Genomic DNA, 20,549 nt, shown 5'->3' with positions numbered 1-20,549 from the left:
CCGGCGCCGGAGCCCGGCCACGCTCAGGGAGTGCCGTGCGCCGGGATCAGACGGCGATCCGGCCGGCGCCGGCGCCGGCGCTCACGACCGACTTGACGTTGGCCGCGGGGTCGAGCGAGTAGGCGTAGGGGATGGCGGCCACGCTGCCCCCGGCGTCCCCGGCGCCGGAGTTGACGGAGTGGTTGTTCCGGGCGACCAGGCTGCCGGGGTCCGACGATCCCTCACCGCGGTGGTAGGGGTCGGCGGTGTTCTCGAAGTAGTTGCCCTCGACCAGCACGCCGGCGCCCTCGGTGGACGCCACGCCGTACCCGCCGCCGCTGCCGACGCCGGCGTAGTAGTTGTTGTAGACGTGCACCGGGTTGCCGAAGCGGACCCGCGGGTGGCGCTGGTTGGTGCCGTCGAACCAGTTGTGGTGGTAGGTCACCCGGAGGTGCCCGCTGTCCTCGCCGCCGTTGCCGTCGCTGTGGCCGAGCAGCATGGTCTTGTCGTGGTCGAAGAACCTGTTCCACGAGACCGTGACGTAGTCACTGGCCCGCTTGATGTCCAGCGCGCCGTCGTAGCCGTCGCTGAAGGAGTTGTGGTCGAGCCACACCCGGGTCGAGTACTGCACGTTGATGCCGTCGTCGTCCCAGCCGCGGAAGTTCAGGTTGCGGACGATGACGTTGGAGGCCTCGGAGATGTTGAGCCCGCAGCCGGCGATGGTGGCGCCGGAGTTGCCGAGGACGGTCTTGTCGGAGGTGACCTTGAGCATGCCGGAACAGGAGATCGTGCCCGACACCCGGATCACCGCCGCGCCGGCGGAGGAGAGCGCGCTGGTCAGCGCCGAGGCGCTGGTGACCGTCACCGGTGCCGTACCGCCGCCGCCGGTGGTGCCGCCGCCCTGCGTCGCCCAGCCGACCAGGCCGCCCGTGCTTCCGGGCGGGGGCGTCACCGTGGGGGTGGCCGTGGGCGTGACGGTCGGCGACGGGCCGGAGCCCGCCGGGACCAGCCGCCACTGCTTGGTCGCCACCGAGTCGCAGGAGTTCTGCTGGACGAGGGCGCCGGCGGAGGTCGCGTTGTCCTTGGTGTTGAGGCACTTGCCGCCGTTGGCGTTGACCACCCGGTAGTCCGTGCCGGACTGGGTGAGCTGCCAGGTCTGGGAGGCCGCGCCCGAGCAGCCCTCCTGCTGCACGGCCTTGCCCGCGGAGGTGCTCGCGTCCTTGACGCCCGCGCACTTGCCGCTGTGGGTGGCCTTGAGCTGGAACCCGCTACCCGCGGCGGTCAGGCTCCACGCCTGGCCGGCCGCGCCGTCGCACCCGTTCTGGACGAGCTGCACGCCGTCGGACGTGCTTCCTCCGGGTACGGCGAGGCAGAGGCCGCTCGCGGCGTTCACCAGGGTGTAGGTCCCGGGAGCGGGCGCCGCGGAGGCGACCGACACGCCGACCGCCAGCCCTGAGACGACGACCGTGCCGGTGATGACGGCGGTCGCGGCCTTGCCGCTGATCCTACGTTTCACTTCGAGCTCCTTGCTGGTCCGGCAGGCCGTACGGCCTGCGATTCGGGTCCCCCCAGCGAGCACTCACTGTTCACATATGTGATCGCTATGCACATGAGCGAACAATGACAAGGTAGGAAAGCGTTTTCCCGCTGTCAATCGGCTGTGAAACTTTCACGGCATGGAGCGCCGTCGTGGCCCGGTTCCGCGGGGGCGGGGCAGCACGGAGGGCCGCGGTGAGGCCGTAACCTCACCGCGACCCCCTGTGGCGCTGGTACGGGTCAGACCCGCGCCGGGACCTCCGTGGCCTCGTGGTCGAGGTGGGCGCGGAGCTGCTCACCCTCGATGTCGACGTTGGGCAGGACGCGGGCGAGCGGGCGGGGCAGCCACCACGCGCTGTCGCCCAGCAGGGACATGACGGCGGGCACGATGGTCATGCGCACCACGAAGGCGTCGATGGCGACGCCGACGGCGAGGGCGAAGCCCATGGATTTGATGATCGGGTCATCGAGGAGCACGAAACCGCTGAAAACCGAGATCATGATGAGCGCGGCGGCGGTGACGACGCGGGCGCCGTGGCCCGTGCCGGAGATGGTGGCCTGCTGGGCGGTGTCGCCGTGGACGAAGTCCTCACGCATCCGGGAGACGAGGAAGACCTGGTAGTCCATGGCCAGGCCGAACAGGATGCCGATGAGCAGGATCGGCAGGAAGCTGACCAGCGGCCCCGGCGTGTCCACCCCGAGGAGACCGGCGAGCCATCCCTGCTGGAAGACGGCGACGGTGATGCCGAAGGTCGCGCCGACGGTGAGCAGGAAGCCGAGTGCCGCCTTGACGGGGACGAGCACGGAGCGGAAGACCAGCATCAGCAGCAGGACGGACAGCCCGACGACGAGCAGCAGGTAGACGGGCAGGGCGTCGGAGAGTTTCTCGGAGACGTCGATGCCGATCGCGGTCATGCCGGTCAGGGAGACCTGGGCGCCGTCGATGCCGCGGACCTTTTCCCGGATGTCGTGGACGAGGGTCTCGGTGGCGGCGTCGGTGGGACCGGTGGCCGGGATGACGGCCAGCAGGACCGTCGTTCCCGAGGCGTTCGGCTGCGGCGGGGTCACCGCGATGACTCCCTTGGTGGCCTGGATCAGCGCGGTGGCCTCCTTGGCGGCCCGCCCGGTGGCCTCGGCGGAGCCGCCGGAGACGACGGCGGCGAGACGGCCGTTGAAACCCGGTCCGAAACCCGCGCTGATGAGGTCGTAGGCCTCACGCGCCGGAGATCCGGCCTGCGCGGTCCCGGCGTCGGGCAGCGCCAGCCGCATCTCGGCGGCGGGTACGGCGAGGCCGCCCAGGCCCAGCACTCCGGCGAGGATGACCAGGACGCGCCAGCGGGTGACGATGTAGGCCCAGCGGAACCCGAAGCCGCCGCGCTCGCCGGGCACGGCCTGCCGCGCGGTGCGGTGCTTGCGGGGCAGGATCCGGTGACCGGCGAAGCCGAGCAGCGCGGGCTGGAGCGTGATCGCCACGAGAACGGCGACGGCGACGGTGCCCGAGGCGGCCAGACCCATCACGGTCAGGAACGGAATGTTGACCACGGCCAGGCCCGCGAGCGCGATGACCACGGTGGCGCCGGCGAAGACGACGGCCGATCCGGCGGTGCCGACCGCGCGTGCGGCGGCCTCCTCCGGCTCCAGCCCGTCGAGCAGGTTCTGGCGGTGCCGGGAGGTGATGAACAGCGAGTAGTCGATGCCGACGGCGAGGCCGAGCATGAGGGCGAGGACCGGGGCGGTGCTGGTCAGCTCGATGGCGCTGCTGAGGGCGAACAGCCCGGCCATCCCGACGCCGACGCCGATGAGCGCGGTGAGCATGGTCATGCCGGCGGCCACGAGCGATCCGAAGGTGATGACGAGGACGACGGCCGCGACGGCGACGCCGAGCGCCTCGGTCGATCCGATCTCCGGCTCACTCGTCATCACCTCACCGCCGTGCTCGACCCGCAGCCCGGCGGCTTCGGCGCCGGCGCCGACCTTCGCGTACGCCGCGCGCTGGCCGTCGGTCACGCGGTCGTTGACGGCGGCGAACTGCACCTGCACCAGGGCGTGGCGGCCGTCGGGGGAGACGGCCCCGATCTGGAACGGGTCGACGGCGGCCACCACGCCGGGCAGCCCGGAGGCCTCCTTGGTGAGCGCCCCGATCGCCTGGCGGGCCTGCGGGGTCGTCAGCTGCTTCCCCTCGGGGGCGGCGACGACGATGGTGCCGGTCGCCCCTCCGGCTTCGGGGAAGTGCTTGGCCAGGGCGTCGAGCGCGCGCTGCGACTCGGTCCCGGGCATGGTGAAGTTGCTGGCCGTCGGGCCGATGAAGGCGGCGGTGGCCACGCCGAGGGCCGCCAGTACGGCGAGCCACAGGGCGAGGACCAGCCGTCGGCGGCGGAACGAGGCTCGGCCGAGCCGGTACAGCAAGGTGGCCATGGAGCATCCTTGTCGGGGTCAGAGGGGTCAGAGGGGTCAGAGGGGTCAGAAGGGGCGCTTCGCCGATGGAGGCGGGCATGGGGGGAGGCCCGCATCGGGGGAGTCCGGCTGAGGAGCGGTGCGCAGAGCCGGGGAAGCAGGGGGAGAGACGGGGGAGTCCGGGAGCGGGGACGGCGGTGCGCAGGGACGGCGCCCGCCGTCACGCTCGGCGGAGGTCCAGGGTCCGGGCCGCGCTCCGCGTCAGGATGGAGCGCAGCTCGTCGTCGCCGATCTCGGTGGGTTTCATGCAGACGACGGGGACGGAGCCGAGCACCATCAGCGCGGTGATGCGGGCCGCCGGATCCGGGGAACGGGCGGCCAGCGCGTCGAGAAGCCGGTCCGACATCTCCTGGACGCCGGCGAAGGCGGGGCGCTGGAGCAGCGCGGGCATGTCGTCGTACAGGACGGTGACCTCCCGCCGGAAGCGCATCACGAGGTCCACGTATCCCTCGACGGCCGCGAGCTGGACGGCGTCGTCACCGAGACCGGCCAGCCGGGCGTCGAGCGTCGCCAGCGCCTCGAGGGGCGGCGCCAGCAGTTCGGTGAGGATCGCGTCCTTGCCGTCGAAGTGATACAGCAACGCGGCCTTCGAGCAGCCCACCTCGCCGGCGATGTCCTGCAGCGACGTCCCCTTGAAACCGGTCGCGGCGAAGAGACGGGCCGCCGCGTCGAGGATCTCCTCACGGGTTCCCGAGCGTGTGCCGCGTGACATGAAATCACCTCCACCACCAGGATGCCTGACCGATCGGTCAGAATCTGACCGATCGGACAGTTCAGGGGTGTGGCGTGCGGCACATTCGGAGCGCGGAAGGTCGCCGGACCCTAGTCGACCTCGGCGCTGCCGTTCACGCGGAGCTTGCGGCGGGCGCGCTCGTAGAAGCTCGTGGTGCCGAGCCGGACGACCCAGGCGGCGGCCCGCACCGCGGTGACGGTGAGCCGGTCGCCGGGCGACAGATGCGCGCCGATGGCCCCGTCCACCTCCATGGCCAGCCGCCCGCTCGTCGAGAGCACCTCAAGGCTGACCTCCTCGTCGGCGGAGAGCACCAGGGCCCGGTTGAACGCCGAGTGGGCGGCCGCCGGCACGACGAGGAACCCCTCGACCGTCGGCGACACGATCGGGCCGCCCGCCGAGAAGCTGTAGGCGGTCGACCCCGTGGAGGTCGCCACGATGACGGCGTCGGCCGCGTAGCGGACGAAGGGGTGGCCCTCCACCGAGATCGCCACCGCGGACAGCCCGTCGCCGGGGGTGCGCACCAGGGCGACGTCGTTGAAGGCGGTCACCGTCTCCCCCTCACGGAAGGTCGCCCGCACCGCCATGCGGGGCTCGACCGTGTACTCGTGGCTGTCGATGGCCGACAGCGCGGAGGACAGGTCCTCGACGTCGATCTCGGCGAGGAAGCCCAGCTTGCCGAGGTTCACGCCGAGGATGGGGGTGGGTCGTCCGGCGATGAGCCGCATGGTGCGCAGCATGGTGCCGTCACCGCCGAGGCTGACGAGCAGGTCGGCGCGGTCCACCAGGGTGTCGGTGTCGACCGGCACCGCGCTGCAGTCGATGCGTCCGACCTCCTCGGGCAGGCCGAGGACGGTCACGCCGTGGGCGCGAGCCCACTCCACGATCGTGTCGATGGCGACCTTCGAGTCACGTTGCGGGTGCAGCACCAGGCCCACCGTTTCGACCATGCCCATGCCGCCACTGTACGGCGCGCCGCCTCGCGGCCGGTCCCCGGCGATCCGGCGCCGGTCGGCGGGGATCCCGCCGGCCGGCGCCGTGACGTGCGCAGGGCGGGGCGCACCCGCCTCTGAGCGGCGTCCTCAGCTCTGGCGTTCCCGCTTCATCCTCTGAGCGGCGTCCTCAGCTCTGGCGTTCCCGCTTCATCCTCTGAGCGGCGTCCTCAGCTCTGGCGTTCCCGCTTCATCCTCTGAGCGGCGTCCTCAGCTCTGGCGTTCCCGCTTCATCCTCTGAGCGGCGACCTCAGCTCTGGCGTTCCCGCTTCATCCGTGCCTCGTAGAGATGGCGGCGGCCGCCGGCCAGCTGGTCCCTGATCCGTTTCTCGAGGCCGGCGAAGAAGCGGTAGTAGCCGTCGTCGTACTCCTCCATGATCTGGAAGGTCCACCGGTCGGGCAGCACGTTGCGGCCGATCAGCTCGTCGGCCACGACGTCGGCCAGGTCGGGGTGGCCCGCGGCGCGCAGCAGCTCCACCACCCGGTCGAGCTGCAGGTCGGCATGGCCGGTGAGCTGATGGAAGGAGTAGAGATGGCCGCGGGCCCGTTCGGTCGTCTCCAGTGCCTCGGAGAGCCTGCCCAGTGCCTCGACGGTCGTGTCGTCGATGTCGGGTGGCGGGGAGCCGGCCGGCCGTTCGTCGATGGTCACGAGGTCTCCTCTCAACGGTCCCCGCCGGTCTGGGCAGGGCAGGGTGACGGGCCCGAGGGCCGCGGGCCGGGTCGGACGGCCTCCGCCCCGCCCCGGCCCCGACGGCCCTGGCTGGGTCGCCGCAGCCCTTCACGTCCTGAGCTGCGGGAACATTTCTCTACCCGCGCGGTGGGGGGCGAATCGCCGGGGGCCGCGCCGGGAACGGGGCGTGGCCAGGGTGATCCGGCGGTCAGGCGGCCCGGCGCGACGGGCGGAGCGAGCGTCCCCCGGCGTCGCGCTCGTCTTTCCATGTGTCATGCCCTTCTTCCTGGGCATACGTCCGGCAGCCGAGTAGTGGGAGCGTGGAACATGACAATTACCGGCATCATCACCGCCATCGTCATCGGAGCGATCATCGGCGCCCTCGGTCGTCTGGTCGTGCCGGGGAAGCAGGGCATCCCGATCTGGCTCACCATCGTGATCGGTATCGTCGCGGCCCTCATCGGAACGGCGATCGCCGGCGCGCTGGGAGTAGGTGCCACCAAGGGGATCGACTGGATCGAGCTGATCATCCAGGTCGTCCTGGCCGCCGTGGGAGTCATCCTGGCGGTCAGCATGTACAGCAGGCGCGGAGTCCGCTAGCGGATCGGAGGCCTCCACCGGACATCCGGTCCGCCGACACGGGCGTCGACCGTTTCGAGGTGGCCCCGGCCCGGGACCTCCCGGGCCGGGGCCACCGCCGTACGGTCCGGGCACCGGTGCGGCGCAGGGAGGGCGGCCGGTCCGCCCCGGCCGTACGCCGGCGGCGAGGGGCCCGGCGGAGCCGGCGCGGCGGGCACGTGACCGGGGACGCCCTCCACGACGGGTCCCCGCCCGCGCGGGCTGTGACCAGCGGGTTAGCGTGGTGGACACGGCTGGGCGCACGGGCCGGAGCGGCCCCGGGCGCCGGAGGAGGGGCGAGGTGACGTCCGTGTCATCGCATCGCGGCGTGGGCGGGACCGGAGAGGGGAGCCCGCGGTGAGCATCGCCCTGGGCCTTCTGGCCGTCCTCCTGCTGACCCTGGCCACCGGTTACTTCGTCGCCCAGGAGTTCGCCTACGTCACCGCCGACAGGCTGGCCCTGTCCCAGCGGGCGGCGGCGGGGGACAGGAAGGCCGCACGCGCGGTCAAGGTGATGGGGCGGCTGTCGTTCATGCTCTCGGGCGCCCAGCTCGGCATCACGGTCACCGCGCTGGTCGTCGGCTTCATCGCCAAACCCGCGCTGGCCGAGCTGGTCGCCCCCGCGCTGCGGGCCGCCGCCGTGCCCGAGGCGGCGGTCGGCGGCATCGCCCTGCTGCTGGGCCTCATCGTCGCCACCGTGGTGCAGATGGTGCTGGGCGAGCTGGCCCCGAAGAACCTGGCGCTGGCCAGGCCCGAGCCGCTGGCCCGGGCGCTGGCCTCGTCCACGCTGGTCTACATGACGGTCGCCGGGCCGATCATCCGGCTGTTCGACGGGGCGGCCAACCGGCTGGTGCGCGCGGTGGGGATCGAGCCGGTGGAGGAGCTGCGCCACGGCGCGACGCTGGAGGAGCTCGGGCACATCATCGGCGAGTCCGAGGCCTATGGGCACCTGCCCGGCGACCAGGCCGACCTTCTGGAGCGGGCGCTGGCCTTCTCCGACCACACCGCCGAGGAGGTCATGGTCCCCCGCGTGGACGTCGTCACCGTCAGCGGCTCCGTCCGGATCCCGGACCTGGACGAGCTGATCGCCCGGCACGGCCACACCCACTATCCGGTCCTGGGCGACAGCCTGGACGACGTGATCGGGATCGCGGGCCTGCGCGAGGTCGTGCCGATCCCGGTGGACAAGGCGGCGCGGACCCGGGTGGCGGACATCGCGAGAGAGGCCCTGGTCGTGCCCTTCTCGGCGTCACTGCCGGATCTCGTGGCCCAGATGCGCGCCCGCCACGAGGAGGTCGCCTGCGTGGTCGACGAGCACGGCGGGCTGGCCGGGCTGGTCACCTGGGAGGACGTCGCCGAGGAACTCGTCGGCGAGATCGCCGACGAGAACGACCTCGACATGCCCGCGGTCGAGCGGCGCGGCGACGGCTGGGAGGCCGAGGCCGGTCTCCGCATCGACGAGCTGGCCCTGGCCACCGGCATCGAGCTCCCCGACGAGGACGACTACGACACCCTCGGCGGCCTGGTCCTGCAGCGGCTGGGGCGCTTCGCCGTACCCGGTGACGTGGTCACCGTCGAGCCGGTCCCGTCCATGGACGCCGGCGCGCCCACCCACGTCGAGATCGAGGTGCTCACCATCGACCGGCACGTCCCCGGACGGGTCAGGCTCCGCCCGGTCCGCCGTGCCGGGGAGAGCCGGCAGGGGGCGTCGTGAACCTGCCCATCGGTCTGGTCCTCACCATCGCGCTGCTGGCAGGCAACGGGTTCTTCGTCGCCGCCGAGTTCGCGCTGGTCGCGGCCAAACGCCACCGGCTGGAGAAGGCCGCCGCCCGCGGTGACCGCGCCGCCGCCGCGGCCGTGAAGGGCATCAAGGAACTGTCGCTGATGCTCGCCGGCGCGCAGCTCGGCATCACGCTGTGCTCGCTCGGCCTGGGCGTGGTCTCCGAACCGCTCATCGCCGGCAGCCTCGCCCCCCTCTTCGCCGACCTCGGCCTGCCCGGCGCCGCCGCGCACGCGGTCGCCTTCGTCATCGCGCTGGGCATCGTGACGTTCCTGCACATGGTGTTCGGCGAGATGGCCCCCAAGTCCTGGGCCATCGCCCACCCGGAGCGCTCGGCCACGGTCCTGGCGCTGCCGTTCCGCGCCTTCACCATGGCCGTCCGGCCGGTCCTGAAGACGCTCAACGGGGTCAGCGACCTGCTGCTGCGCATGGCCGGCGTGCGGCCTCGCGGGGAGACGGCCACCCCGCGCACCCCCGAGCAGCTCCAGCACCTGGTGGAGGAGTCACGGCGGCTGGGCCTCATCGACACCGATGACCACGTCGTGCTCACCCAGGCGCTGAACGCCCCCAACGCCCCGATCGCCCGGCTGGTCACGCCGAGGGAGGCCATCGTCGGGGTGCCCGCCGGGGCGGAGCCCCAGGACGTGATCGACACCTCTGCCCGGACGGGCCGCACCCGCCTGGTCGTGTGGGACGGCGACCGCCCGGCCGGCGTCGTCCACGTCCGTGACGCCTATCTCGCCCGCAGGCGTGGCCTGCGGGCCCGCGCGGGTGATCTCCTCCACCGGATGCCGGAGCTCGCGGCGACGAGCTCGATCGCGGATGCGGTCGCCCGGCTGCGTGCCGCCCACAGCCAGTTCGCGCTCGTGCGCGCCGCGGACGGCACCCTGGCCGGGCTGGTCAGCCTGGACGACCTGCTGACCACCCTGCTCGCCCCGGCCTAGCGGCAGACCGCCCGGCGGCGGTCGCACATGGGCCGTTCGGCTCCGTGGAGGGACAGACCGCCAAGCGAGGCAGCAGACCGGTCGAGACCTGCGATCACCGACAAAAATGACATTTAATTCCAATCTGACATTTCGCGATAATGGCGATACCAGCTTTTGACCTGATCATATTTAATGCTTGACAGGCTATTTAATTGAACTCCAAAATTAGCCCTGTTCGCGATGGCGGTCTGCATCCGGATTTTCGTGCCGGAATTGGGAAAGTACGGCGATCTGACGACGGTCAATCCGATGGCTTCCCATTTCCTGGTTCAAACCTTCAGTTTCTCCCTTTCGACACGAGTGCGAACAGGTGGTGTGTTGTGACGGAGTTCGACGCCGGCAGGACGCAGTTGAGTCTCGGTACGGCCGCGGCGCGCAATCTCGCGACGACGACCAAGACAGTGCCGCAGATGCAGGAGATCTCCTCGCGGTGGCTGCTGCGGATGCTGCCGTGGGTGCAGGTGTCGGGCGGCACCTACCGGGTGAACCGGCGGCTGAGCTACACCATCGGCGACGGGCGGGTGAGCTTCACCACCGTGGGGTCACAGGTGAAGGTGGTCCCGGCCGAGCTGGGCGAGCTGCCGACGCTGCGCCACTTCGACGACCCCGAGGTTCTGGAGGCGCTCGGCGAGCGGTTCGCGCAGCGGGAGTTCTCGCCCGGGGAGGTGCTGGTGGAGGCGGGCCGGCCGGCCGACGAGGTCGTGCTCATCGCGCACGGCAAGCTCAACAAGGTCGGCAACGGGCCCTACGGCGACCAGGTCGTCCTGGGAGTGCTGGCCGGCGGCGACCACTTCGGCGACGAGACGCTGGCGGGGCCGCAGGGGGACTGGGAGTTCACGGTCAAGGCGGTCACCGCGGGGACGGCGATGATCCTGCCCCGCCAGGCGTTCCAGGAGCTGACCGACCAGTCCGAGTCGCTCCAGGCCCACCTGCGCCGCGTACAGGCCGGTCCGAAGGGCCCGCAGAACAAGTACGGCGAGGCGGCCATCGAGACGGCGGCCGGGCACGCGGGCGAGACGGACCTCCCGGGCACGTTCGTCGACTACGAGCTCGCTCCCCGCGAGTACGAGCTGAGCGTCGCCCAGACCGTGCTGCGCGTGCACAGCCGGGTGGCGGATCTCTACAACGACCCGATGGACCAGATCGAGCAGCAGCTCCGGCTGACGATCGAGGCGCTGCGCGAGCGGCAGGAGCACGAGCTGGTCAACAACCGCGAGTTCGGGCTGCTGCACAACGCCGACCTCAAGCAGCGGATCCACACGCGGACCGGGCCGCCCACCCCCGACGACCTCGACGAGCTGCTCAGCCGCCGGCGGAACACGCAGTTCATCCTCGCCCACCCCTACGCCATCGCCGCCTTCGGCCGGGAGTGCAACCGCCGCGGGCTCTACCCCCTCGGCATCGACGTCGGAGGGAACACGGTCCCCGCCTGGCGCGGTGTCCCGATCTTCTCCTGCAACAAGATCCCCATCACCGGCACCCGCACCACGTCGATCCTCGCCATGAGGACCGGGGAGGACAACCAGGGGGTCGTCGGCCTGCACCAGACGGGCATCCCGGACGAATACCAGCCCAGCCTGTCGGTCCGCTTCATGGGCATCAGCGAGAAGGCGATCATCTCCTATCTGGTCAGCGCCTACTACTCCGCCGCCGTGCTGGTCCCCGACGCGCTCGGCATCCTCGAAGACGTCGAACTCGGCCACTGAGGGCGCGGGCACATGCGGCCCCCTGAACTCACCGGCTGGGGAACGCCCGGATCCGGTACGGCCGCCGCACACGATCTTGCGCTGGGGGCCGGGACGGTGGCCCGGCCCCCAGCGCGCCCGGCGTCATCGGAGACGCCGGGTCCGGCCACAGAGCGAGGAGACGGGAAACATGACCGCGGTTGAGGTGACGGCCGAGGGACGATCGGCGCGGGAGGTGCTGGCCTGGAGCCGCGACCTGGTCGAGTCCGCACTGCGCCCGGCGGCCGACACGCTGCCCCCGTCGATGCGGCGCATCGCCGGCTACCACTTCGGCTGGTGGGACGAGCACGGCCGGCCGGCCGGGGCGGACGGCGGCAAGGCGATCCGTCCCGCCCTGGTCCTGCTGGCGGCCGAGGTCGTGGGGGGAGGCGCCGCCGCCGCGTTGCCCGCGGCGGTCGCCGTCGAGCTGGCGCACAACTTCTCCCTCCTGCACGACGACGTGATGGACGGTGACAGGACCCGCCGCCACCGTCCCACGGCCTGGACCGTCTTCGGCGTCAGCCCGGCGATCCTGGCCGGCGACGCCCTGCTGACGCTGGCCTTCGACGTGCTCGCCGCGGGCGGGCATCCGGCCACCCCGCGGGCGGCGCGGATCTTCAGCGCCGCGATCCAGGAACTGCTGGAGGGCCAGCACACGGACGTCGCCTTCGAGCGGCGCCAGGACGTCGAGCTCGCCGAGTGCCTGAGCATGGCGGCGGGCAAGACGGGCGCCCTGCTGGGGTGCGCCTGCGCGCTCGGCGCGCTGTTCGGCGGTGGCAGCCTGGCGCAGGTCGAGCATCTGCACGCCTTCGGCAGGGACCTGGGACTGGCGTTCCAGTTCGTCGACGATCTCCTGGGCATCTGGGGAGACCCGGAGGTGACCGGCAAGCCGGTCTACTCGGATCTGCGCAGCCGTAAGAAGTCCCTTCCGGTCGTGGCGGCGCTCAGCTCCGCAACCCCGGCCGGGCGGGAGCTGGCCGGGCTGTACCACGGAGAACACCCCCTGTCCGACGCCGACCTGGTCCACGCCGCGGGGCTCGTCGACGCCGGGGGCGGGCGCACCTGGAGCCAGGCGCAGGCCGACGAGCTGCTGACGCGGGCGCTGGGCCACCTGCGGTCGGCCGGGACGGTCCCGGGATCGGTCGCCGAGTTGGGCGCGCTCGCCCGCCTCGTCACCCGCCGCGACCACTGAACGGCGTGGAGCCCGCCGGGTCGGCCACGGCCGGGCTCTCCCCGGCTTCCCTCTCGGCCGGCGTCAACGGCCGGGCTCTCCCCGGCTTCCTTCCCGGTCGGCGTCAACGGCCGGGCTCTTCCGGGCTTCCTTCCCGGTCGGCGTCAACGGCCGGGCTCTTCCGGGCTTCCTTCCCGGTCGGCGTCAACGGCCGGGCTCTCCCCGGCTTCTCTCTCGGCCGGCGTCAGACGAAGGCGCCGACGCCGGTGATCGCGCGGCCCACGATCAGGCTGTTGATCTCGCGGGTGCCCTCGTAGGAGTAGATGGCCTCGGAGTCGGCCACGAACCGGCCCATGCCGTAGTCGAGCACGATCCCGTTGCCGCCCATGATCTCCCGGCCCCAGCCCACCGCCTCGCGCATCCGCACGGTGCAGAAGGCCTTGGCCATGGCCGAGTGCTCGTCCTTGTAGACGCCCGCGTCCTGGAGCTGGGCCAGCCGCACCACCATGCCCAGGGAGCAGGTCACATTCCCTAGCATCCGCACCAGCAGGTCCTGCACGAGCTGGAAGCCCGCGATCGGCCGCCCGAACTGCTCACGGTCCTTGGCGTACTCCAGCGCCAGCTCGTAGGCGCCCATCATGCAGCCCACCGCCTGCCAGGCCACCCCGCCCCGCGTCTGCCGCAGGATCGCCGCGGTGTCGCGGAAGCCGTTGGCGTCGCGCAGCCGGTTCTCCTCCCGCACCAGGCAGTTCGTCAGCGTGATGTCGGCGTTCTGGACCGTCCGCAGCGCGATCTTGTTCTCGATCTTCGTGGCGGAGAACCCGGGCGTGCCCTTCTCCACCACGAACCCCTTGACCTGGCCGTCGGCCTCGTCCTTGGCCCACACCACGACCAGGTCGGCGAAGGTGGCGTTGCCGATCCACCTCTTGGCCCCGTTGAGCACCCACACGTCGCCCTCGCGCCGGGCCGTCGTGCGCAGTCCCGCCGCGACGTCGGACCCGCCTTCGGGCTCGGTCAGGGCGAACGCCCCGATCTTCTCCATCGCGGCCATCGGCGGCAGCCACCGCTCCCGCTGCTCGTCGGAGCCCAGCCGGTCGATGCTCCCCATCGCCAGCCCGTTGTGCACGCCGAAGAACGTCCCCATCGAAGGGTCCACCCGGTTCATCTCCAGCACCAGGAACCCGGTCAGCAGGCTCCGCGCCCCCCGGTACGGCAGGCCCGCGATGTCCAGCTTCGCGAACTCGGGGATGAGCTGGTGGGGGAAGCGGGCGTTGGTCCACGACTCGTCCGCGATGGGCGCGACCTCCCGGGCCATGAACTCCCGCACCCGCAGCACGATCTCCTTCTCGTCCTCGTCCAGAAGCTCGAAGTAGTCGTAGAAGTCGCCTGTCATCATCGTTCTCCGTCCCCCTCAGGTCCGTGTGCCCGCACACCTGCCCAGGGACCGGGGGATCAAGCCGTGACCCGCCTCACAGGCCGGCCGTCCCGCGGAGGGACTCGGGGCCACGTCCGGTGGCGTGGTGCACGGGTATCCGGTGCCGGTGCTGGGGCCGAGGGCGATGCCGGTCACCTCTCGCTGTGCTTTTGACCTGCGACCCCGTATGGCGCCGCACGAAAGAGCGGGTCCTCGGCCACCCCACCCACCTCTCGCTGCGCTTTTGACCTTCCACCCGGTACGGCGCCGCACATATGGACACCCACTGGGGCAGAACGGGGTGAACGGGCACAGCTACCGCCGCCCGCCACCGGCGGAACCCGTACATCACATCCGTGAACGCAATCCGCTGGGCGACGATCGGGCCGACCCGTACGACGGCGCGCGCCTCGTCCGGGTCGCGCCCGTTCCGCCCGGCCGCCTCCCTGACCGTGTTCCACATGCCCGTCAGCGTGGCGGGGGCGCGGACGTCACGAGCCGTCCGCCGGCGGAGCGGCCGCCGCGGCGGCGCCGGTCCGGGGCGGACGGACATCAGGCCTTCCTGCCCACGCCGCACATGATGAGCGTCCGCTCGGGGTCGTCGTGGCGCTGGTATCCCTCCGGCCGCCACCTGGGCAGCCAGACGAGCCCCGGATCCACCAGCTCGAACCCGTCGAACAGTTCGAGGATCTCCTGCCGTGAGCGGAGGACGAGTGGTGAGTTGGCCCGCTCGTAGACCTTGGTGCCCCTGGCCACGGCCGCGGCCCGGGAGTCGCGGGTCCCGTGGGAGAGGACCAGATAGCTGCCGGACGGCAGGGCGTCCCGCAGCGTGGCGATGATGCGCCGGGGGTCGTCGGACTCGGTGATGAAGTGCATGACCGCCACGAGCAGCACGGCGATGGGCCTGGAGAAGTCGAGATGGTCATGTATCTCGGGGGATTTGAGGATCTCCTCCGGCTGCCGCAGATCGCCCGAGGCGACCAGGACCTCGTCCCGGCTTCCGCGGAGGAGTGCTCTGGCGTGCACGAGGACGATGGGGTCGTTGTCGACGTAGGCGACGCGCGCGTCCGGTGCGATCTGGTGGGCCACCTCGTGGACGTTGCCCCGGGTGGGCAGCCCGGTGCCGATGTCAAGGAACTGCTCGATCCCCGCCTCCGCCATGAACCTGACGGCCCGGCCGAGGAAGGCGCGGTTCTCCCGGGCGGCCATGCGCAGCTCGGGGACGGCCGAGAGGATCTCCTCGGCCGCGGCGCGGTCGGCGGCGAAGTTGTCCTTCCCGCCGAGATAGTAGTCGTACAGCCTGGCGACGCTCGGAGTGTTGACGTCGATTCCCCGCCGTACCCACTCTTCTTCCGCCATGTTCCTCCTCGCCTGAACAGTCGCGAAGATCCTTCTATCGAGAGTAATGCCCTATCTGTCGGCGTAGGCGAGGTTTTTTGCGGAAGAACGACGGAAGCCCAGGTCGCCCTGGGCTTCCGCGTCATCGAGATGTGCCTGTCCGGGCAGGCGTCGTCCGCGAGGGACTACCGGCGCCAGACCCGGATCCGGTCGGACCGGCTGGTGCTGTCTTCGAGCCGGTCGTCGCCGTCGAAGACCGCGCGGTACTCACCGCTCTTGGAGGCGCGGGCCTTGGCCCGGAACGAACCCTTCCACCCGGTGTCGGCGGAGGTCACCCACTTCCAGGCGCTGGAGCCGCGGGGACGGAAGTAGATCTCGACCTCCTCGTCCCTCACGCCTCGCCACTCGTGACCCCTGCTGACCTGGAGGCGGCCGGTGAAGTAGACCCAGCGTCCCTTGCGGACCGCCTCCGGGTCCGCGCGGAACCCGGTCAGCCGGGTGTCGGCCTTCTCCTGCTCTTCGTGCTTGACGGAGAAGTTGACCTGGTCGGTCACCTTCTTGCCGTCCTTGTCGTAGGCCTCGGCGATCGCCAGCCAGCGGCCCTCGAAGTCGTCCTCGTCGAAGCTCGTGCTGAAGCGCCACAGGTCGCCCTCGTGGATGATCCTGGGCTCGCGCACGTCCAGCGCCCGGAACTCGTCCGAGACCGGCTTGAGGCGGAGCTCGACGCGGGTCGCCTCGGTGGTGCGGACCTCGATCGTGACCCTCGTGTCCTCGCCGTCCTGGACGACGACCGGGTTCGGGTTCACGCTGTCGATGCGCACGCTGAGAGCGGTGCGCTCGGCGGAAGCCGTACCGGCGGACAGGAGCAGCGAGCCGCCCACAGCTGCGGACAGTAGGCCGACGGCGATTCGTTTCATCAAGACGTTTTCCTTCTCCCCGTTGTGAGAGGCGATCGGGGGTGATCGCTTCCACCTCTATAAGACGGGTCTGGCGGAAGAAATGTTGTCTGAAGTCTCGAAAAAGGCCGGATAAAATTTCTGTAAGGTAACGTTTCGCCGTGAGTCCGCAGGTCGCGCCAGTGCCAGGGCGACGCCACGCTGTTGGATCTTGACTCGAAATCTGTCCGATTTGTCGGGAATACGGTTGGCGCCGGAGTCCGGCTGCCGGACGTCGGAGTCCGGATCCCGGACGACCGGGTCCGGTGGGAGGGACGGGCCCCCGTCGCCGGATACCGTTTCCCCCATGAGTGCCACCATCGTCGCCAAAGATCTCGCCGCAGGACACGGCGACCGCGCGCTGTTCTCCGGACTGGACCTGGTCGTCGCCCCCGGCGATGTGATCGGCCTGGTCGGGATGAACGGGGCGGGCAAGTCCACCCTGATGCGGATCATGGCCGGACTGCTGCCCCCGGAGCACGGTGCCGTACGGCTCAGCCCGCCCTCGGCGGCGGTCGGCTACCTGCCGCAGGAGCGGGAGCGCCGGGCGGACGAGACGGTCGCGGCCTTCCTGGCCAGGCGGACCGGGGTGGCCGACGCCCAGCGTGAGCTGGACGCCGCGACCGAGGGACTGGTCGAGGGTCGCCCCGGCGCCGACGACGCCTACGCCGCCGGCCTGGAGAAGTGGCTGGCCCTGGGCGGAGCCGACCTGGAGGACCGCGCCGAGGAGGTCGTCGCCGAGCTCGGCCTGGCGGTGGACCTGGACCGGCCGATGACGGCGCTCTCCGGCGGCCAGGCGGCGCGGGCGGGAATGGCCTCCCTGCTGCTCAGCCGCTACGACGTCTTCCTGCTGGACGAGCCCACCAACGACCTCGACCTGGAGGGCCTGGAGCGGCTGGAGCGCTTCGTCGTCGGCCTGCGCGCCGGGACGGTCCTGGTCAGTCATGACCGCGAGTTCCTCGCCAGGACGGCCAACCGGGTCGTCGAGCTGGACCTCGTCCAGCAGCGGATCGGGATCTACGGCGGCGGCTACGAGGCCTACCTCGCCGAGCGCGAGGTGGCCCGGCAGCACGCCCGCGACGAGTACGAGGAGTACGCCGGCACCGTCGCCTCGCTCAAGCAGCGGGCCGGGATGCAGCGCGCCTGGATGGAGAAGGGCGTCAAGAACGCGCGGCGCAAGGCGAGCGACAACGACAAGGTCGGCCGGAACTTCCGTACCGAGGCGACCGAGAAGCAGGCCGCCAAGGCCCGCCAGACCGAGCGGATGATCGAGCGGCTGGAGGAGGTCGAGGAGCCCCGCAAGGAGTGGGAGCTCCGGATGGAGATCGCTGTCGCCCCGCGGGCGGGGGCGGTCGTCGCCACCCTTCGCGGAGCGGTCGTCCGGCGCGGCGGCTTCACCCTCGGCCCGGCGGACCTGCAGATCGGCTGGGCCGAACGGGTGGCGATCACCGGGGCCAACGGCTCGGGCAAGTCCACGCTCCTGGCCGCGCTCCTGGGGCGGCTCCCGCTGGAGGAGGGGAACGCCTCGCTCGGCTCGGGTGTGGTCGTCGGCGAGGTGGACCAGGCCCGCGGGCTGTTCCTCGGCGGCGAACCGCTGCTGGACGCCTTCGGCGCCGCCGTGCCGGACATGGCCCCCGCCGACGTGCGCACGCTGCTCGCCAAGTTCGGGCTGCGCGCGGCGCACGTGCTGCGCCCGGCCGCGACCCTGTCACCCGGGGAGCGGACCCGGGCCGCACTCGCGCTGCTCCAGGCCCGGGGAGTGAACCTCCTCGTCCTCGACGAGCCGACCAACCACCTGGACCTGGCGGCCATCGAGCAGCTGGAGTCCGCGCTCGTCTCCTATCCCGGCACGCTCCTGCTGGTCACCCACGACCGGCGGATGCTGGACGCCGTGCACACCACCAGGCACATCCACGTCGACGCCGGGCGGATCTCGGAGGTCTAGGGCCTGTTCTCAAAGTTGATCAGTGCGTGATCCGAGGGTCACCGCCCACGCGGAGACACCGTCCTCAGCACCGTCCCTCAGCGAGAACACGCGTGTGAGTCCGCTCGGGCGCGCGCGGCCCTGGTGTCGGGCGAGTTCCGCGAAATCCTGCGATTGTCGGTGTCGATCCCTAGAGTCTCGGTCGTTCCGCTTGATCAACACCGTCGATCGGAGACGCCATGTCGGTGCGGCAGCTCGGTGCCCCCGAAGATCTGGAGACGCCGCGTCCCCTCCCCGCGCGTTCACCCGTTCCCGAGCGGATCACCGCGATCGCGGCCACCGCGGACCTGAGCCGGGTGGCGATCGCGACGGCCACGCCGTGGTTCCGAGAGTTCTCCGAGGTGCTGCTCCTGGCGGAGGGAACCGTGGTCCGCCTCTCCGTCCCCGGTCGTCGGCGCGTCCTCGATCTCGTCTTCGACCCCGACGGATCGGCGCTGACGGCCATGGAAAGCGGCAACTCCATCTACCGCTGGTCGTTCAACGCCCCCGGCGAGCCGTGGACGCGAGCCATGACCGGGGGCGGTGGTGGCGACGGTCCGGACCTCGCGCAGGCCGCGGCCAGCGGCGACGGCCGGTTCTTCGCCACGTCCAATGCGTTCAGCCGGAACGTCGTCGTCCGGGACGCGGCGACCCGGCGCGTCGTCCACGACATCGAGAACATCTTCGAGGGCCTCGCCCACCAGGATCGAATTCAGGGTGAGGGCACCGTCGCCTTGAACGCCGACGGATCGCGGCTGGCCTTCTCCACCGCCCGCCGGTGGTCCTCGAAGGAAGGAGTCGTCGTTCAGGAGATCGGTAGCCGCGCGTGTACCGAGTACCGCACAGGTATTCCGTGGGTGAACGGTCTGGCGTTCGGCCCGGACGGGGCCGCGCTCGCCGTCGTGGGTGCCCGGCCCGACGAGACGGTGGCCACGGTCGTCGATCTGGACGACCCGGCGGCCGGACCCGAACCGATGGTCCTGCCGACCGGCGAACGGGTCGACCGGATCAACCTGCGGCCCGTGTGGTGCGGTGCCGAGCCCCTCGTGCCGATCGTGGACCAGCGCCGCGTCACCGTCTGGAACCTTGCCACCGCATCCGCCCGCCTGTCGGTGGACGCCCCCGGCCCGCGGATCGCCGCCGCGCTTACCCCCGACGGCCGCACCCTGGTGATCGCTTCTCCCGACGACGGCGTGCAAGCCCACTCCCTTCCCTTCTCGCCTCCAGATGAAGAGGACCCGCTGCGATGAGCTCTCTGGACGGACTCCTGAACGCGCGCCCGACCAAGGAGGTCTGGCAGGAGGTCTGCCTGCGTCTCGCCGAGCTGGACGAGGAGGAGCTGGCCGCGGTCGCGCCCCGGGTGCTGTCCTGGCCCGCGCAGCAGCGGCCGATGCCGGACGACGACGTCCCGGCCGAGCAGAAGGCGTTCGGTCCTGTCGCGTTGGACGCGAGAGGCCGGCTGCTGGCGCACACGGCACCGGATGGCCGTGTGGTGATACGCGAGGCCGACGGCGGCGCCGTGCTGGCCGCCGCCCAGACCGGGCTCACCGATGTGAACGCCCTCGCCTTCGCCCCGGATGGCGCCGCCCTGTTCGCCGTGGGCGGCGCGGTCGAGGGCGCCGCGGTCCGGGGCGCCCAAGCCGGCCCGGCCGCCCGGATGCTGAACCTGGATCCGGCGCCAGATCATCCGTCCCTCACGGCCGGTGCGCTGGTCCGGTCGGCGGAACTCCCGGGAGAGCTCGATGCGGCCTCCCCGTTCGCCGCGACCTCGACCCGCGCGGTGTGGGCCGACCGCGGACCGTTCGCCTTCGTCGCGTCGGACCACGGCTCTGTGCTCTTCGACTCCGTGGGGCGGACGCTGTGGGCGCACCCGAGCGGCCAGATCGTCTCGTTCACTCCCGACGGGCAGGCGATGGTGACCGTCGGCGAGAGCATCGACGCGTGGTTCCTGGCCGGTCTCGCCGTACCGGAACGGACCGGGCCGGGCGCCGCCGACAGGACGGCCGGCGCACCACGCTGAGACAGGACAGCAAGAAGGGTGTGCTCTCGAACCGGCGCACCCTTCCGAACTGGCGGAGGACGGGAGATCTGAACTCCTGACGGGGTGCCTCACCCTCATCTACTGACTTCGAAACGGACTCTGGACGGCGGCCTCCATGGCCTCGGCACCCCGCGGCCTGCCCGGGTGGTGGAGGGCGCGGCGGCCGGTCGGAGGCGGTGCGGCGCGGGGCGTTCCCCGCCGTGCCGGGAGGGCGGGGAA

At 71.4% G+C, this 20,549-nt stretch carries 16 protein-coding genes; 8 read left to right on the top strand and 8 right to left on the bottom strand.

Features of this window, described 5'->3' with window-relative positions; genetic code table 11:
- Window positions 1-46 precede the first annotated feature (46 nt).
- From SROS_RS33380 to SROS_RS33360, 5 genes are all read right to left on the bottom strand, one after another.
- Window positions 47-1,495 carry a pectate lyase family protein gene (locus tag SROS_RS33380; protein WP_012893349.1) on the bottom strand — a complete coding sequence of 483 codons (1,449 nt, stop codon included), beginning with the start codon at window positions 1,493-1,495 and terminating at the stop codon, window positions 47-49.
- Window positions 1,496-1,755: 260 nt separating this feature from the next.
- Window positions 1,756-3,930 (bottom strand): MMPL family transporter, encoded by a 2,175-nt coding sequence (locus SROS_RS33375; protein WP_012893348.1) that lies wholly within the window; start codon window positions 3,928-3,930, stop codon window positions 1,756-1,758.
- A gap of 199 nt (window positions 3,931-4,129) precedes the next feature.
- Window positions 4,130-4,681: a TetR/AcrR family transcriptional regulator gene (locus tag SROS_RS33370; RefSeq protein WP_012893347.1), complete on the bottom strand. Its 552-nt coding sequence runs from the start codon at window positions 4,679-4,681 to the stop codon at window positions 4,130-4,132.
- A 110-nt stretch (window positions 4,682-4,791) separates the two neighbouring features.
- Window positions 4,792-5,655 (bottom strand): NAD(+)/NADH kinase, encoded by an 864-nt coding sequence (locus tag SROS_RS33365; RefSeq protein ID WP_043653436.1) that lies wholly within the window; start codon window positions 5,653-5,655, stop codon window positions 4,792-4,794.
- A gap of 286 nt (window positions 5,656-5,941) precedes the next feature.
- Complete coding sequence (locus SROS_RS33360; RefSeq protein WP_012893345.1) at window positions 5,942-6,340, bottom strand: hypothetical protein; 399 nt, start codon at window positions 6,338-6,340, stop codon at window positions 5,942-5,944.
- A 348-nt stretch (window positions 6,341-6,688) separates the two neighbouring features.
- On the opposite strand from SROS_RS33360, the gene SROS_RS33355 reads away from it, so the two are divergent.
- The 5 genes from SROS_RS33355 to SROS_RS33335 all read left to right on the top strand — a co-directional run bounded on the left by SROS_RS33355 (window position 6,689) and on the right by SROS_RS33335 (window position 12,660).
- Window positions 6,689-6,961, top strand: coding sequence for a GlsB/YeaQ/YmgE family stress response membrane protein (locus SROS_RS33355; RefSeq protein WP_012893344.1), 273 nt, complete (start codon window positions 6,689-6,691; stop codon window positions 6,959-6,961).
- A gap of 375 nt (window positions 6,962-7,336) precedes the next feature.
- Window positions 7,337-8,692 (top strand): hemolysin family protein, encoded by a 1,356-nt coding sequence (locus SROS_RS33350; RefSeq protein WP_012893343.1) that lies wholly within the window; start codon window positions 7,337-7,339, stop codon window positions 8,690-8,692.
- Entirely contained in the window at window positions 8,689-9,702 is a 1,014-nt protein-coding gene (locus SROS_RS33345) for a hemolysin family protein (protein ID WP_012893342.1), read from the top strand. The genes SROS_RS33350 and SROS_RS33345 overlap by 4 nt, the downstream gene beginning before the upstream one ends.
- Window positions 9,703-10,064: 362 nt before the next feature.
- Entirely contained in the window at window positions 10,065-11,450 is a 1,386-nt protein-coding gene (locus tag SROS_RS33340) for a family 2B encapsulin nanocompartment shell protein (RefSeq protein ID WP_012893341.1), read from the top strand.
- 169 nt (window positions 11,451-11,619) lie between these two features.
- Window positions 11,620-12,660, top strand: coding sequence for a family 2 encapsulin nanocompartment cargo protein polyprenyl transferase (locus SROS_RS33335; RefSeq protein WP_012893340.1), 1,041 nt, complete (start codon window positions 11,620-11,622; stop codon window positions 12,658-12,660).
- 223 nt (window positions 12,661-12,883) lie between these two features.
- Here the strand turns inward: SROS_RS33335 and SROS_RS33330 are convergent, their stop codons facing one another.
- From SROS_RS33330 to SROS_RS33315, 3 genes are all read right to left on the bottom strand, one after another.
- The gene (locus SROS_RS33330; RefSeq protein ID WP_218919725.1) at window positions 12,884-14,035 is read right to left on the bottom strand and encodes an acyl-CoA dehydrogenase family protein; all 1,152 of its coding nucleotides are present in this window, start codon (window positions 14,033-14,035) and stop codon (window positions 12,884-12,886) included.
- 570 nt (window positions 14,036-14,605) lie between these two features.
- On the bottom strand, window positions 14,606-15,412 hold the full coding sequence (locus SROS_RS33320; protein ID WP_012893337.1) for an SAM-dependent methyltransferase: 807 nt from the start codon (window positions 15,410-15,412) through the stop codon (window positions 14,606-14,608).
- A gap of 164 nt (window positions 15,413-15,576) precedes the next feature.
- Entirely contained in the window at window positions 15,577-16,308 is a 732-nt protein-coding gene (locus SROS_RS33315) for a PH domain-containing protein (RefSeq protein ID WP_012893336.1), read from the bottom strand.
- Window positions 16,309-16,633: 325 nt separating this feature from the next.
- Here SROS_RS33315 and SROS_RS33310 point away from each other — a divergent pair, with 325 nt between their 5' ends.
- The 3 genes from SROS_RS33310 (at window position 16,634) to SROS_RS33300 (ending at window position 20,309) form a co-directional block, all read left to right on the top strand.
- The gene (locus SROS_RS33310) at window positions 16,634-18,271 is read left to right on the top strand and encodes an ABC-F family ATP-binding cassette domain-containing protein (protein ID WP_012893335.1); all 1,638 of its coding nucleotides are present in this window, start codon (window positions 16,634-16,636) and stop codon (window positions 18,269-18,271) included.
- 218 nt (window positions 18,272-18,489) lie between these two features.
- A complete protein-coding gene (locus SROS_RS33305; protein ID WP_012893334.1) occupies window positions 18,490-19,539 on the top strand; it encodes a WD40 repeat domain-containing protein in 1,050 nt (349 codons plus the stop codon).
- Entirely contained in the window at window positions 19,536-20,309 is a 774-nt protein-coding gene (locus SROS_RS33300; RefSeq protein WP_012893333.1) for a WD40 repeat domain-containing protein, read from the top strand. The genes SROS_RS33305 and SROS_RS33300 overlap by 4 nt, the downstream gene beginning before the upstream one ends.
- The last annotated feature ends 240 nt before the right edge of the window (window positions 20,310-20,549 follow it).

The sequence above is a fragment of the Streptosporangium roseum DSM 43021 genome (genome assembly GCF_000024865.1).
In the GTDB taxonomy this organism is placed as follows: Bacteria; Actinomycetota; Actinomycetes; order Streptosporangiales; family Streptosporangiaceae; genus Streptosporangium; species Streptosporangium roseum.
Note: the sequence above shows the minus strand (reverse complement) of the source record. Positions and strands in the feature narration are given on the sequence as shown.